Annotated in this window: 14 protein-coding genes and 1 pseudogene; 10 read left to right on the top strand and 5 right to left on the bottom strand. The window is 52.0% G+C overall.

The annotated features are described in order from the left end of the window. Positions 1-35: 35 nt before the first annotated feature. Positions 36-467: pseudogene (gene tnpA, locus EP25_RS0115090) on the bottom strand (IS200/IS605 family transposase). Positions 468-532: 65 nt separating this feature from the next. On the opposite strand from tnpA, the gene EP25_RS0115085 reads away from it, so the two are divergent. The 9 genes from EP25_RS0115085 to cyoD all read left to right on the top strand — a co-directional run bounded on the left by EP25_RS0115085 (position 533) and on the right by cyoD (position 8,612). After that, positions 533-937: a hypothetical protein gene (locus EP25_RS0115085; protein WP_031434663.1), complete on the top strand. Its 405-nt coding sequence runs from the start codon at positions 533-535 to the stop codon at positions 935-937. A gap of 78 nt (positions 938-1,015) precedes the next feature. Continuing rightward, positions 1,016-1,591 (top strand): HdeD family acid-resistance protein, encoded by a 576-nt coding sequence (locus EP25_RS0115080; RefSeq protein WP_031434662.1) that lies wholly within the window; start codon positions 1,016-1,018, stop codon positions 1,589-1,591. Positions 1,592-1,643: 52 nt separating this feature from the next. Then, positions 1,644-2,450, top strand: coding sequence for an aldo/keto reductase family protein (locus EP25_RS0115075; RefSeq protein ID WP_235185915.1), 807 nt, complete (start codon positions 1,644-1,646; stop codon positions 2,448-2,450). 114 nt (positions 2,451-2,564) lie between these two features. Then, positions 2,565-3,779, top strand: coding sequence for an MFS transporter (locus EP25_RS0115070; RefSeq protein ID WP_235185914.1), 1,215 nt, complete (start codon positions 2,565-2,567; stop codon positions 3,777-3,779). A gap of 79 nt (positions 3,780-3,858) precedes the next feature. Beyond that, entirely contained in the window at positions 3,859-4,485 is a 627-nt protein-coding gene (locus EP25_RS0115065; protein ID WP_152555660.1) for a hypothetical protein, read from the top strand. Between the two features lie 251 nt (positions 4,486-4,736). Beyond that, the gene (gene cyoA, locus EP25_RS0115060) at positions 4,737-5,663 is read left to right on the top strand and encodes a ubiquinol oxidase subunit II (RefSeq protein WP_152555659.1); all 927 of its coding nucleotides are present in this window, start codon (positions 4,737-4,739) and stop codon (positions 5,661-5,663) included. Next, a complete protein-coding gene (gene cyoB, locus EP25_RS0115055; RefSeq protein WP_051906751.1) occupies positions 5,653-7,677 on the top strand; it encodes a cytochrome o ubiquinol oxidase subunit I in 2,025 nt (674 codons plus the stop codon). The genes cyoA and cyoB overlap by 11 nt, the downstream gene beginning before the upstream one ends. Before the next feature lie 2 nt (positions 7,678-7,679). Further along, positions 7,680-8,291: a cytochrome o ubiquinol oxidase subunit III gene (cyoC, locus tag EP25_RS0115050; protein WP_036300674.1), complete on the top strand. Its 612-nt coding sequence runs from the start codon at positions 7,680-7,682 to the stop codon at positions 8,289-8,291. Then, complete coding sequence (gene cyoD / locus EP25_RS0115045) at positions 8,292-8,612, top strand: cytochrome o ubiquinol oxidase subunit IV (RefSeq protein WP_031434655.1); 321 nt, start codon at positions 8,292-8,294, stop codon at positions 8,610-8,612. 31 nt (positions 8,613-8,643) lie between these two features. Here cyoD and EP25_RS0115040 read toward each other — a convergent pair whose 3' ends face one another. The 4 genes from EP25_RS0115040 to EP25_RS0115025 form a co-directional block, all read right to left on the bottom strand. Next, a complete protein-coding gene (locus EP25_RS0115040; protein WP_031434654.1) occupies positions 8,644-8,994 on the bottom strand; it encodes a hypothetical protein in 351 nt (116 codons plus the stop codon). 27 nt (positions 8,995-9,021) lie between these two features. Beyond that, entirely contained in the window at positions 9,022-10,284 is a 1,263-nt protein-coding gene (locus EP25_RS0115035) for an MgtC/SapB family protein (protein ID WP_031434653.1), read from the bottom strand. Between the two features lie 256 nt (positions 10,285-10,540). Next, positions 10,541-12,169, bottom strand: a complete 1,629-nt coding sequence (locus tag EP25_RS22060) for an ArnT family glycosyltransferase (RefSeq protein ID WP_235185913.1) — start codon at positions 12,167-12,169, stop codon at positions 10,541-10,543. 521 nt (positions 12,170-12,690) lie between these two features. Continuing rightward, positions 12,691-13,140: a hypothetical protein gene (locus tag EP25_RS0115025; RefSeq protein ID WP_031434651.1), complete on the bottom strand. Its 450-nt coding sequence runs from the start codon at positions 13,138-13,140 to the stop codon at positions 12,691-12,693. Between the two features lie 301 nt (positions 13,141-13,441). Between EP25_RS0115025 and EP25_RS0115020 the strand changes: the two genes are divergently transcribed. After that, positions 13,442-14,212, top strand: a complete 771-nt coding sequence (locus EP25_RS0115020) for a methyltransferase domain-containing protein (RefSeq protein WP_031434650.1) — start codon at positions 13,442-13,444, stop codon at positions 14,210-14,212. Positions 14,213-14,244: the final 32 nt, after the last annotated feature.

Genomic DNA, 14,244 nt, shown 5'->3' with positions numbered 1-14,244 from the left:
GAAAGTCCGGATACGCGTCGACTAAACGACGCGTCTTAGTCGGGCTCCATCTTGAAATTATCGTTTGGATTAGGTTCAAAGTGATGCTCCAAATATTGCTTTATCATCTCATCAGTCATTTGCCCCACTGTGGCGCAAAAATAACCGCGGGCTCAAAAATGTCGACCCCAATATCGCTTTTTCAAGTGCGGGAACTCTTCGAACAGATAGCTCGAAGTTCGTCCCTTGATTCGCCTCATGATTTCGCTTGGGGCCATAGTCGGCGGCGCACTCACCAAAATGTGCACATGATCTTTGCTCACGACACCTTTGATAATCCGTATCTCAAAGGCTTCGCATGTCTGCCGCACCAAGTCTCTCACTCGTTCGGCTATTTCATCCTTCAGCACTTTATAACGATACTTCGTAACCCAAACAAAATGATACTCAATTTGGTAAACCGTATGGCTGCCGTATCTATAGTCCATCGCCACCTCCTTGGGCAAATTATCGCAGCTAAAGCTGACCGGCTAAAGCCGGTGGTTTAAACCTTATGATGGATAATTACCTGGGACGTGCAGCCGATAACGCAGCCGAAGGTCAACGCTTGGTTGCCTGGACCCAGATGCTGAAACAACATTGGAACAATCTTCGCTTCGGCGAGATCCATATTGAAAGCGCGAACGGCCAGCATTATTTCGAGATTCAGGTTTATGCCGACGATATCAACATAGAGGGGTTGGCGGTCGAGCTGTATGCCGAGGGCGTCAACGGCGATTTCCCCATCTGCCAGCCGATGCAGCGCAGCCGGGAATTAGTGGGCGCGGTAAACGGTTACATATACACGGCAAGCGTTTCAAGCAGCCGTCCCGCAACGGACTATACCGCGCGTATCGTACCTTACGATGCCGCGGCTTCGGTCCCATTGGAATCGAACTGTATTTTATGGCAGCGATAAGAAAATGCAATCATACCCACATAATCACGGATAATTGCAGCAAGCGGTACGAACCGCGCAACCACCGAGAAAAGTGCAATGGAAAAACCTAAACCGATAGACCTGCAACAAATGCGGGAGGCCATGCTGTCTTTCCTGCAACAGCATTGGAAAATTTTTCTGCTGGAAGGCCTGATTTTCGTGATTCTAGGCACCCTCGCCGTCATCGCGCCTCATGTCTCCACCATCGGCATTACCCTTTTTCTCGGCTGGCTGTTATTGCTGGGCGGTATCGTTCAGCTCGTCAGGTCGGTTGGCTTGATGACCATGCCGGGGTTCGGCCTGTGGTTTTTTATCGGGGCCGCGCAAACTGCGGTAGGTTATTATCTGATTAAAAACCCGACTCAAGGCAGCCTGACCTTGACATTAATCATCACCGTATTTTTTGTCATCGAAGGTATCAGTAAGGTTTCGCTGGCCCTGATGATGCGCCCCTTGGCTCACTGGGGCTCGATGTTCTTTACCGGCATAACCGCCATCTGTTTTGCTTTTGCAGTATGGCTGGGCTGGCCGGAAACCGGTTATTGGGTGCTCGGGCTTTTTTTGGGCGTCAATATGATGCTATTGGGCTGGGTGTTAATCAGAATCAGTCTGCATCACAAGACGACATCATAGGATTCATTGAATGGCCATGCCTCGCGAAGGCCGAAACCCAACCCGCATCGCTATGCCGCGAATAATATACGGCACGGCTTGGAAACAGGAACGCACCGAAGACTTGGTGGTGACGGCAGTGCAGGCCGGCTTCAGGGGCATCGATACCGCCTGCCAACCCAGGCATTACCAAGAGCCGTTGGTCGGAACCGCCTTGCAACGCTTGCAGACTCAGGGCATCGGGCGGAAAGATTTATTCCTGCAAACCAAGTTCACCCCTTTACCCGGGCACGATCCCAACCGGGTTCCCTACGATCAACACGCGCCGCTGCAAAGCCAGGTTGCGCAATCGTTTAAGACATCGCAACAAAACCTGCAAACCGATTACGTCGATTCCCTGCTGCTGCATTCGCCGCTCTCCCCTTATTGCGATTTACTGACGGTTTGGCGGGCCTTGGAGCAAATCCACACAAGCGGCGGCGCGCGCCAATTGGGCATCAGCAACTGTTACGACCTGGCTCGACTGAAACGCCTCTATGCCGATGCCGAGGTGAAACCGACCATCGTACAAAACCGTTTTTATCGGGATTCCGGCTATGACGCGGCATTAAGACAATGGTGCCGTCAGCATGACATCGTCTATCAAAGCTTCTGGACGCTGACGGCCAATCCCCATATTCTGTCCAGCGAAACCGTTTTCAGGCTGGCCCGCCGCCATCGCAAAACGCCGGAGCAGATTTTCTTTGGTTTTCTCGGTCAAATCGGCATCGTCCCGTTGACGGGCACTTGCTCTGAGCGGCATATGCGGGAAGACCTTAATAGTTTCGACATAAATCTGACGGGAGACGAGCTGGAAAGCATGCATCGCCTTATTGCCTAATTGTCTGCCGGCGAAAAACACGGTTATGACCATAGGCAGACCATGAGATCGGCGCATCGCGCCAGTGCCGATAAAAAACGAATCCGCTAAACGGCCAAACTTTTATCCTTAATGATGACATCATCGTTCCGACAAAAAAGTCCGCATACAGCGATACCCCGAACGATCTGGGCTCTGGGCTTTGTCAGTCTGTTCATGGATTTATCCTCGGAACTGATCCATAGCCTGTTGCCCGTATTTTTGGTCACGACACTCGGTGCCAGCGCTATCACCGTCGGCCTGATCGAAGGCTTCGCCGAGGGGGTCGCCCATATCGTAAAAGTGTTCTCCGGCGCGCTCAGCGATTTTTTTGCCCGCCGTAAACTGGCTTTGTTGCTCGGTTACGGCCTCGCCGCCGTGTCCAAACCCTTGTTTCCTCTGGCTGAATCAGTCGGCCTTGTATTTGCCGCGCGTTTTCTGGACAGAATCGGAAAAGGTATCCGTGGGGCGCCACGCGATGCGCTGGTCGCCGATATTGCACCGGCCGAAATTCGCGGCGCCTGCTATGGCTTGCGCCAATCGATGGATACGATTGGCGCATTCCTCGGCCCATTGTCTGCGATGTTTTTATTGTGGTTGCTTAACGACTCGATCAACTGGGTTTTATGGTTCGCTTGCATTCCGGCCTTAATTGCCGTTTTGTTGATCGTTGTCGCCGTCGATGAACCGGCGCTCCATAGCCGGGACCAAGAAATGCAACTCACATTTAACCCCGCTATGATCTCCCGCTTTTCGCGGGCCTATTGGTGGGTATTAATAACTGGCGCGCTGTTTACTCTGGCTCGTTTCAGCGAGGCCTTTCTCGTCTTGCGCGCGCAACAAATCGGCTTGTCGATCGTCTGGATTCCGTCTGTCATGGTCATGATGAACCTGTGCTACGCCCTTTCGGCCTACCCGGTCGGTATATTGTCCGACCGTTTCAACAAACGTTGGCTACTGGCTACCGCTTTGTTGATTCTGATCTTGGCGGATCTGTTGCTGGCGCATACCGTGTCGATTTCCGTTCTCATGCTCGGCGCCTGTTGCTGGGGCTTGCATATGGGATTCAGCCAAGGCGTTCTAACTACGCTCGTTGCCGAAACCACTCCGCTGGAATTTAAAGGAACGGCCTTTGGTTTATTCAATTTTACCTGTGGAATATTGTCGCTTTTGGCCAGTTTTATTGCCGGTTGGCTATGGGACCGGTTGGGCGCCGAATTTACCTTTTATGGCGGGGCCGCATTTTCCTTGCTGGCGTTGATACTACTGTTTTGTCAACCGTCGAAACCATCCAATCAAATGCTATTTTGATTTAGATTACTCGACAACATCCATGAAAATATTTTAACGTTTACCCGAAAGGCCATCATATTTTAATCAGGAGAAATAAATGAAGAATCTTCACTATGGTTTATTAATGATTAGTTTAGCGTCGGCAGCCACGGTGGCATTCGCCAAGGAGGAACGCAACGACATCAAATTCGAGGCGATGCCGGAATCGGTTCGCGCCACCGTCTCCAACTTCATCAAAACGGATAACATTACCAAGATAGAACAAGTGAACGATGACGGCCATATAAAGTTCGAAATCACCAGCGACAAAACTGTCGGTAACAAAGAGTTTACCGACATGTCCATGACCGTCGCTACCGACGGCGAGATCATGAAAATAAGCAAGGAAGTACCGGTTTTCAAAATTCCGTTTCCAATCATGCAAGAGATCAATCGACAATATCCCGGCCTCAAGGTCAATGAAGTCGAAATCGTGCAAACCCGTCATTTTTTACTGCAGGGTAACAAGGAGGGCCAGCCGGTCAATTTAAAAATCTTCGACGATGGCACGATTCGAGATATGTCGGTCGACAAAACTACGCCTGAACAAGCTTCCGGGCCAGGGCAGAAAAAAAGCTCGGCTACCCCAGCCGAGGAAGAGCAGTTACCTCTTCCGGGACATATAGACGAGCTTCCGGACGATGATTTTGAAAACGAAATCAAACCGCTGCTTAACGATAAATGAACATACCGGTTTGATTCCAATCGAATTAGACAAGAACGAATGCAGACAGGGAATCGTTCAAACTGAACAAAGCGCGATAATTCTTAGGAAATGCAGAGTAATTCAGTATTTGTAGGGTTAAGGCAAATCGCATTTTTCTTAACCGGGCGCTCTGAGAAATCCAGGCCGGATTTATTCGGCGCTTCCCTAAAGAAATAACCGCTACAGGGTTAAGCCAAAATCGCGATAGGAAACGAATGTGGAGGCAAGCGATGTACCTAAAAAGCCGCAAGAACATGTTGCTAGCTTACAGCCGCCTTGCGCTTATCATCGCTTGCCTCGTCAACTTCGGCGCCGGCCATTGTATGGAATTGATCGATCTCGAACCATCCGGACCGGTAGCCCGCGATATAGACGAGTTGTTTTGGACGACCGTGGCCCTAATGTCGCTGGTACTGATTCCCGTGCTGGCGATGACCGGCTGGTTTGCCTGGAAATACCGGGCCGGCAACGGGCGGGCTCCTTACGCTCCCGCGTGGGACCGCTCTTTTTGGCTGGAATGCCTGGTCTGGTTTGTACCCGGCTTGATCATCACTGTCTTGGCCGGCATGACATGGATTTTCACCCACCGCCTCGATCCCTACCAGCCCTTGCCGTCGGATAAGCCGCCCTTGGAAATCCAAGTGGTCGCGTTGGATTGGAAATGGTTGTTCATATATCCGCAACAGAATATTGCCGCGGTCAACGAGTTGTATTTTCCAGTCGGCCGCCCCCTCCATTTCAAAATCACCTCCGCCACCGTCATGAATTCTTTTTTCATTCCGCGCCTGGGCGGTCAAATCTACGCGATGGCCGGTATGCAGACGCAGCTGCATTTAATCGCCGACAAACCAGGCCATTATTTCGGCGAAAACACCCAATTCAGCGGCCGGGGGTTTCCCTATCAACACTTCCTCGCCATGGCGACCGGCAAACAGGATTTCAACGCCTGGGTGGAACAAGCGAAGCGTTCGCCCCAGCATCTCGACCGCGACAGTCTAGACGAACTGGCGCAACCCAGCATCCGTCATCCGGTTTCTTATTATGGCTCGGTAACGCCTAGTCTATTCGAACACGTCATCGCCGCCTTCAAGACGGCGAAATCAAACGCGCTTCCCTCCTCCGACAACCGATACGGAGCACGCCCAAATGTTCGGTAAGCTCAGCCTGCAAGCCATCCCTTTCGACCAACCGATCATCATGACGGCGGTCGCCATGATGTTGCTGGGAGCACTGGCCGTGGCCGCGTTGATTACCTATTTTCAAAAGTGGCACTACTTGTGGAAACATTGGCTAACCAGTCTGGACCATAAGAAAATCGGCGTCATGTACATTACACTGGCCTTGATCATGCTGCTAAGAGGCTTCGCCGACGCCCTCATGATGCGCAGCCAACAGGCCCTGGCGGTCGGCAACGAGCAAGGGTTTCTGCCGCCCCATCATTACGACCAAATCTTCAGCGCCCACGGCACGATCATGATCATATTGATGGCGATGCCATTTCTGACCGGCCTGATGAATATCCTCGTGCCGTTGCAACTCGGCAAACGCGACGTCGCCTTCCCTTTCATGAATTCCCTAAGCCTGTGGATGACCGTGGCCGCCGCCATTCTGATGATGCTGTCGCTGGCCGTCGGCGAATTCTCGACGGCCGGCTGGAGCGGATATCCGCCTTATTCCGAAACAGAATTCAGTCCCGGCGTCGGCGTCGATTACTGGATCTGGGTGTTGATGTTGAGCGGTGCCGCCTCGACGATGACCGGCATTAATTTTCTCGTCACGATTTTGCTGGACCGGGCCCCGGGCATGACGCTGATGCAGATGCCGTTGTTCAGTTGGACCGCTTTGTGCACCAGCATGCTGATCGTGCTGGCCTTTCCCGCCTTGACCGTGGCCACCGCCCTGCTCGGCCTGGACCGATATTTGGGCATGCATTTTTTCAGCAACGGCCTCGGCGGCGACATGATGAACTACGTTAACTTGTTTTGGATCTGGGGCCATCCGGAAGTGTATATCGTGATCCTGCCCGCCTTCGGCATTTTTTCCGAAGTGATTTCAACGTTCTCCGGGAAAAAGCTGTTCGGTTATGCGTCGCTGGTCTACGCCACGCTGGCCATCACGTTGCTGTCCTTTACCGTCTGGCTGCACCATTTCTTCACGATGGGCGCCAGCGCCAACGTCAATGCCGCGTTCGGCATCGCGACGATGATCATCGCGGTGCCCACCGGCGTCAAGATCTTCGATTGGCTGTTTACCCTGTATCGGGGCCGCATCCGTTTCTCCACGCCGATGTTGTGGACCCTGGCCTTCTTGCCGACCTTCGCAATCGGCGGGGCGGCCGGCGTGCTGCTTGCCGTGCCTCCGGTCGATTTCATGATGCACAACAGCGAATTCCTGGTCGCCCATTTTCACAACATGCTGATCCCGGGCGCCCTGTTCGGTTACCTGGCGGGCTATCACTATTGGTTTCCCAAAGTTTTCGGCTTTCGCCTCGACGAACGTTGGGGCAAACTGGCCTTCTGGAACTGGCTGGTCGGCTTCTACCTGGCCTTCATGCCGCTCTATGCGCTGGGACTAATGGGCATGCCGCGGCGGATGCAACATTACGGCAACCCGGAATGGCAACCGCTATTGATCGTCGCGGCCATCGGCGCGCTGCTGATAGCGCTCGGCATCGGCTGCCTGCTCGTCCAGTTGGCGATCAGCCTCCGCAAACGGCATGAGCTGGCCGACCTGACCGGCGACCCCTGGGACGGCCGCAACCTGGAATGGGCGACTTCCTCGCCGCCGCCGGTTTATAACTTCGCCGTGATTCCTGAAGTCGACGGCACCGATGCGTTCACGGCCATGAAGCAAAATCATACGGCCTATCGCAAACCGGCGCATTATTACGATATTCATCTGCCCAAGAACAGCGCCATCGGCATCGTCTTCGGCGGACTGTCACTACTGTTCGGTTTCGCGATGGTCTGGCATATCTGGTGGCTGGCCGTGACAGCGGCCCTGTCGATGGTGGTCGCTCTCATAGCCCGTGCCTTCGACGAGAATTGCGAGTACCGCATTCCGGCTGAGGAAATAAAACGCATCGAGGAAAACCGTTTCCAACAACTACAGCTTGCACAAAAACTTTCCAAGGCAAACTCTCCGCCAATCAATGCGCCAAAAGGTTGCTGATCATGCCGGATCTAACTAGTTTTCATCATAACGACATCATCACCAATCCGGCCGACGCTTCCGCATCGGCCAAGGAATTGGGGTTCTGGATTTATTTACTGAGCGATGCCGTTATCTTCACCTTGCTGTTCGCAACCTATGCGGACATGAGCCAAAACTTTGCCGGCGGTCCCGGCGGCAAGGAATTGTTCGACCTGAGCAATGCCTTCGTCGAAACGCTACTGTTATTATTCAGCACGCTGACTTGCGGTTTGACCATGCTGGCGATGGTCAAGGACAATGAAAAATGGGTGTTGCTGTGGTTGCTGCTGACATTGCTACTGGGCGGAGCGTTCGTGTTAATGGAGGTCAACGAATTCGGCAAGCTGATCGCCCAAGGTGCCGGGCCGACGCGAAGCGGCTTTTTGTCCGCCTTTTTTACCCTGGTCGGCACTCATGGCTTGCATGTCGGCATCGGCTTGATCTGGTTATTGGCGATGATACCGCAGATCGAACTTTACGGTTTATCGGCGCAGGTCCGTTCCCGGCTGTTTCGTTTCAGCCTGTTCTGGCATTTTCTGGATCTGGTCTGGGTCGTGATTTTTTCCGTGGTCTACTTGATGGGAGTCGTGTGAATGAACGCTAACCCGGCCCAACCGTCGCCTAAACTTACCGGCTATCTGACCGGTTTCGCGCTGGCCTTGCTACTGACCATCCTAGCCTTCGGCCTGATCGAATTCGCCCCCCTTCCCCGCGATGCGATCATCACGGCAATCGCCATGCTGGCGGTATGTCAGATCATGGTTCATTTACATTTTTTCCTACACCTGGATTCCAAGCCGCGATTGAGGCTAATAGCCGTGTTATTCACACTACTCGTCATCTTCATCATGGTGGGAGGAACCCTATGGATTATGCACGACCTGGCTGTGCAAATGCGGCTGCCGCCGCATTAATACGTTCCGCGTTGCGCGACCGGATTTAACGCTAGTCGCCGTTGCCGACCGACATCAGCGCAACCACCAGAAAAATAATGAGCAGTACCGGCCAGAAATAAGGCGCCACCAACATCACGCCGAGAACAGCGAACAGCAAGGCGGTAACGAAGAAAAACAAGCCGACGCCGACAAACAATAGGAACACAAGCATGACGCTGAACGCCAATACCAGCAGCATGGTCGGAATCGCTGCCAACCCTACCCAGGGCTCCGCAACCGGTTCGCCATTGATGATCATACTGAATTGCCCTACACCGGGATGAAATAAATAAACCAGTACCGCGGTTAATATACCGAGCGCTAAAATCTTGGCGATTAAATGTCTATTGGTGGGTTTCATGTGCCTTGCTCCTGTCGATCTTTGCCGTTACGTAAGCCAATGTAACGCATAAATGATGGAAGCAACAAACAGGAATAACAACCAAGCGGTGCCGGGTAGAACCGAACGATTTCTGGCCAGCCCTATCGCATACGCTGCCTTCAGCAAATTATTGCTACCGCTGGCAAGAATCACCGCCGCCACTAGCGCTGGCTCGGCAACGCTAAATTTGCCGCTGAGCAAGGATAGGATGAACGGGTCAATATCGGTAAAGCCAACCACCACGGCCAAGAAGTTCAAACCGTGACTGCCGAAACGGCTGGTTACCGTATGCGTAAGCCAGGTGAACAGCACGAACAATAAGGCAAATAACAGCGCTGTCGTTAGTTCGAGAGGATGTTCGATGATGTCGGTATTGTGAATCGAGGATTTCCGATGACTGGTCTTCAACAGAACTAATACCGCGATTAACGAAACACCCATCACCGTTAAAAACGGCAACAACAACTGAAACCCGGCGGCCCGGTCGAACAGAAAAATAATGACCAGCAATCGGGCGTACATCATGATCGTCGCCAATATGATTGCCGACGAGACAATTGAGCCGGCATTCGCCGTTCCTCGAGAACGCCGTGCGATAACAACCGTTGCGGCCGTGCTGGAGTAAAGGCCGGCCAGTATACCGGTAATCAACAAACTTCGACTCCGGTAAAAATAGGCATTGATCAGGTAACTCAAATAAGAAAATCCGGAAACGATGATTACCGCCAACCAAATCTTGTAATAGCTGACCGGCAACATCGGAGCGATGACCCGGTCCGGCAGCAGCGGCAGTATCACGCCGGAAAGAATCAGAAACTTGGCTAAGGTTAATATTTCCTCGTTATCCAGACGATCCGATATCTTATGAATCAGCGGTTTCTCGCCAAGAATCAAAACTAGGAGGACAACAAACAGCACCAGAAACCAGCTCGGCATCGACAAACTGATCGGGCCGAGCAAATAAACCAGCAATGCCATTAAAACACTGAACAGCGAAAACATGCCTTCCGCTGAAAGGCGCCAGTAATACATTGCCAGCAACCCTGTCAACGAGACGAACCCGCCGAGATACAGCAATCGGCTGTTGTCGAGTTCAAACAGCAAAAATCCCATTATGCCGATCAGTACGAAGGTCCGGGCGCTGCCGAAATGGTGAATATAATTGTTGATTTGTTTATAACGGCGGAACTCGAGTCCGACGACAAACGCAAACGCCGCTGTCACCAGAAACTGCGTCAACAGAGGAGGAATTAGATGGTAAAATTGCATCTCCCCCTACGCCTCCTCATCGTTTCGAACATTCGTACTATTGAGCGACTTTGCGCGAACGGGAGATAACATTGTCATTTTTGATTGCGTCACCTGCGGCCGAATAATCGTTGCGTTTACTTCGTCCATACGATAGCGCAAAACCTATAATAAGCGGAAGCTTCGTTCGGCTAGATTGACGTAACGGCCGGTTTCTCAGGTTCTCTCGTACAATTCAAGGCAACAAGATTGCCGGAATCAGTTGCTCGACGATTCTTCAAATTTGTGAGCGTATGCACAACTTATCTTCCCGATAATATTGCCAGTAATCGTTGCAATGAGCGTTTTTATCCTGCCGTTCAACCGAAACGACATGCCCGTTGCTGTGAGAAGCAAGCCAATCGTCGACGGCCGACTTGTCGATTACCGCCATCGGCTGGGTCATACGCAACAAAAATTGCAACTGGCCGTCGTATTTCCCCGCCCAAGCTAGGGAATCACCCGCTTCTCGATACTTTTCCAATAACTGCGTCGCTTGCCTTAGATGAAAGGCATTGCCGGTGGAACTGAAAAAGCCCATCAAGCTGCTGATCAACGCCAGAATCATGGTCACCGGCAGCAAATAAGGAGAGATGGACCGCGTATATGCCATCGTCATCATAGGACAGAAGGCGACCAGCAACAGCGTAACTGCCCACCATAGATCCCGCTGCCGCAGCCAATGATACAATTTCAATTCCTGTAACTGAGGCAAAATCAACAGCAACAAGGCGAAAACGCCGATCACCAAAAAGGGTAAATAGTCTCCCGGCTTTACCGCCGTCGCTTCCTTGGGGAGAACGCGAGTTAACAATAAAGCCATGGCCGGCATCAGCGGTATCAGATAATGAGCCTGTTTGCCGCTAATCAAGGAAAATGCGATAAAGCCGGAGCCGAACCACAGCAAACAAAAACGAAAGCTAGCCTCTTGCAGCAGCTCATGGCGACCTAGGCTGCGCCAGACCCTAGGCCAAAAAAACCACGGAAACAGCAGGACCGGCGATAACGCCAAATACCACCATATCGGCCTTTTATGGGCAAAACTGTTGCTAATCCGGTCGACCGTTTGATGCCATAACAGCGTGGCGCCATAATCGTTGCCGGCCGAGAGGATCGCCGGAACTGCCCACAACAACGCCAGTCCGATAGCGCCGGCCAAGGCGGCAAGACCATAAAGGTACCAGCGGGTCGGGCGGCTTTTGGCGGCATCGCTCCAGACCGCGCCCATTAAAAACGGCGGCAGCGTCGACACGAACACCACCGGCCCCTTGGCCAATAGACCCAAACCGCAGCCCAATGCGAACAAAATCCAGGATTGCCCGTGCAAATCACGCCCGGCCTTAACCAAACCCGACAGCGCCAACAACACACAGGCGGTAAGCAAGGTATCGAACATTGCACTATTGAGGAAGGCTCCCCATAGCAAACTGCCGAACAATAGCCATGGCGCCAACCGCATGGCTCTCCTATCGCCGGGCCACAATAACGCCGCCATATATCTGGTAAGATACAAGCTAACCAACCCGCACAACGGTGCAACCAGCAACAACCACAGCTCACTTACGCCGAACAGGGACCAGCCGACGTCATACAACCAAAACAATAACGGTGGCTTGTGATGGTATGGCGCCCCATTAAGATGAGGAACCAAAAAATCATGGCCATACCACATTTCCCATGCCACGGCGGCGTAGCGCGTTTCATCCAACGGAATCAAATGATGGAAGGCAATATTGACCGTAGTCATCATCAGCCAAGGAATAAAAATATCAAAGCCGTCGACGACCACGAGTTTAAGCAACTTTCTTGCCGCTGCGCCAATCGCATCACTGAAATTGGAAGCAGGAGTATTTATCCTCTTACGCATTATGACATGGTCGCTCATTTTCAATCGTACATTTACGTTTAAAACAAAGACGCAGGCACAACCCGTACCAATAACATGAAACAAAACTCGACTAACCTGGCTGTCTAAAGCCAGACGCAGATATTCAAGGTATTGCGAGCGATCACGGAAATCGAAACGTAAAATTTCCTAGCTCTCTAAGGATAGAAACTATAGGGCGAGGAAATAAAATTGGTTCAAATCCACCCTTCCAATTGGTTGATTTAAACCGCCTGTAACTGGCTTTTTAGACAACCAAGAAACACCGTTTTATCCTGCTCTCATCGAATTTGAGCATTTATCCAAGACGGCAGAAGGAGGTTAGCAGAGGATTCGACAGCAGAACGGATTTTGCTCTGACCGTCAAGGAAGGCGCGAAGGCAGAAAATGCGGGAGCAATTTTCTGCCTTGCAAAATCCGCATTTCCACCGTCCATGGCGGAAGGGGAATACGAACATAGTGTGTTGGCGGCAAAATGCCTTGTTGCGATAGTCCCGACTATTTTACTCCCCGAATGGCCACCACCAGCGTTTTTGCGCGCCAGGAACATCTTCCCTGGCTTTTCCTTCGGTGCGTTCGCGGATATTTTCCATTTGCTGTTGTCTTTGCTCCATTCCTGGCGCGTCAACGCCTTGCCTGATTTGCTGCTCCTTTTGTTCTCGCATTTGCCGCATCTCGCCTTGACCTTGCTCCATCCTTTCCCTGATTTGCCGCTCTTGTTGTTGCCGCATTTGCTGGCCGCTACCCTGCTCTTGATGAATTCTTTCGCGAATTTGTTTTTCCTGACGTTGTCGCATCTGATCGGCCCCTTGCTGTTGCTGGGAAAAACCGCCCCCCATCCGTGAACCACCCCCGCCACCGCCGCCACGTGCACCGCCAGGGCCGCCGGCATGGCTGGATGATGAAAGCGCTAAAGTAGCCGCGATTAGCAATGCACTTTGAATGATTCTCATAACCTTCACCTCGCGAAATAACAATTAATGGCGAAAAATTCCGCCCGAATCTGAAAAGTAATGTCTTCTCAGAAATCCCGCCTGTAAGCTTATCACTATAAGAACAGCGCCTACAAAAACTCGTCCGCTAGAGCGACAACGAAATAACATTCGTTTCTGTTCTCTATCCTTGCGTTGAGGCCACTGTGTATCTAAACGACTGAAGTAGACTCAAAACATGGTTCACCTCAGATATGCTATAAATGCATATCGTTTTTCACTTTTATAAACCCTTGCACGACCATTTAATAAGCGCAGGCTCATGTCCCTGAAAAAAGACCGTAATTTCGATAGTTTGATCGACAAATTCGAACGAAGAATCTATGCCACGGCCAAGGGCGACTGGCGATTAAAGTTGGTCAAGGAAGACCTGGAGTTCTTGCGGCAAAAAAACCGGCTGAATATTTGGGATGCCGGCTGCGGCTTCGCCCAGATCGGCCTATGGTTCGCCGAGCGAGGCCATCAACTGACGCTATGCGATGTCTCGAAAAAGATGTTGTGGCGCGCCAAGGAAAATTTCGCCAGAGCGGGCTTGCAGGCCGAGTTCCATCACCGCTCGGCTCAGTTGCTGGCGGCGGAATTGCTCGACTTCGACCTGGTAATGCTACATGCGGTCCTGGAATGGCTGGCCGACCCACTGACTAGTTTGCGGACGATCATGCAACGGGTAAAAGTCGGCGGCTATTTGTCGTTGCTGTTTTATAACCGCAACGCGATGGTCTACAGCAACACCTTAAAAGGCGGCTGGCGGCTGAAAAACCTTTTGAACGACAGCTACATGGGACAAGGCAATAAACTGACACCGCCCAACCCGCAATATCCCCATGAAGTCATCGCGTTATTGGAACAAGCCGGCTTCGAGATACAACGGCATACCGGCATCCGCGTATTTCACGATTATTTAACTCCAGAGGCTCTGGACCATAGCGACCGAAACGAACTGTTCGATCTGGAATACCGCTATTGCCGCCTGCCGACCTATCGCGACATGGGCCGCTACGTTCACCTTGTCTGCCGTCGCCTCAAGGCATAAAATCTCCCGGAAGCAGGTCCTTGCGCTCCCTC

Source organism: Methylomarinum vadi, assembly GCF_000733935.1.
GTDB lineage: Bacteria > Pseudomonadota > Gammaproteobacteria > Methylococcales > Methylomonadaceae > Methylomarinum > Methylomarinum vadi.
This window is presented reverse-complemented; position numbering and strand designations above follow the sequence as displayed.

Coding starts and splice junctions, on each gene's coding strand:
- EP25_RS0115085 (WP_031434663.1), top strand. CDS start 533: ATGATGGATAATTACCTGGGACGTGCAGCCGATAACGCAGCCGAAGGT.
- EP25_RS0115080 (WP_031434662.1), top strand. CDS start 1,016: ATGGAAAAACCTAAACCGATAGACCTGCAACAAATGCGGGAGGCCATG.
- EP25_RS0115075 (WP_235185915.1), top strand. CDS start 1,644: ATGCCGCGAATAATATACGGCACGGCTTGGAAACAGGAACGCACCGAA.
- EP25_RS0115070 (WP_235185914.1), top strand. CDS start 2,565: ATGACATCATCGTTCCGACAAAAAAGTCCGCATACAGCGATACCCCGA.
- EP25_RS0115065 (WP_152555660.1), top strand. CDS start 3,859: ATGAAGAATCTTCACTATGGTTTATTAATGATTAGTTTAGCGTCGGCA.
- cyoA (WP_152555659.1), top strand. CDS start 4,737: ATGTACCTAAAAAGCCGCAAGAACATGTTGCTAGCTTACAGCCGCCTT.
- cyoB (WP_051906751.1), top strand. CDS start 5,653: ATGTTCGGTAAGCTCAGCCTGCAAGCCATCCCTTTCGACCAACCGATC.
- cyoC (WP_036300674.1), top strand. CDS start 7,680: ATGCCGGATCTAACTAGTTTTCATCATAACGACATCATCACCAATCCG.
- cyoD (WP_031434655.1), top strand. CDS start 8,292: ATGAACGCTAACCCGGCCCAACCGTCGCCTAAACTTACCGGCTATCTG.
- EP25_RS0115040 (WP_031434654.1), bottom strand. CDS start 8,994: ATGAAACCCACCAATAGACATTTAATCGCCAAGATTTTAGCGCTCGGT.
- EP25_RS0115035 (WP_031434653.1), bottom strand. CDS start 10,284: ATGCAATTTTACCATCTAATTCCTCCTCTGTTGACGCAGTTTCTGGTG.
- EP25_RS22060 (WP_235185913.1), bottom strand. CDS start 12,169: ATGCGTAAGAGGATAAATACTCCTGCTTCCAATTTCAGTGATGCGATT.
- EP25_RS0115025 (WP_031434651.1), bottom strand. CDS start 13,140: ATGAGAATCATTCAAAGTGCATTGCTAATCGCGGCTACTTTAGCGCTT.
- EP25_RS0115020 (WP_031434650.1), top strand. CDS start 13,442: ATGTCCCTGAAAAAAGACCGTAATTTCGATAGTTTGATCGACAAATTC.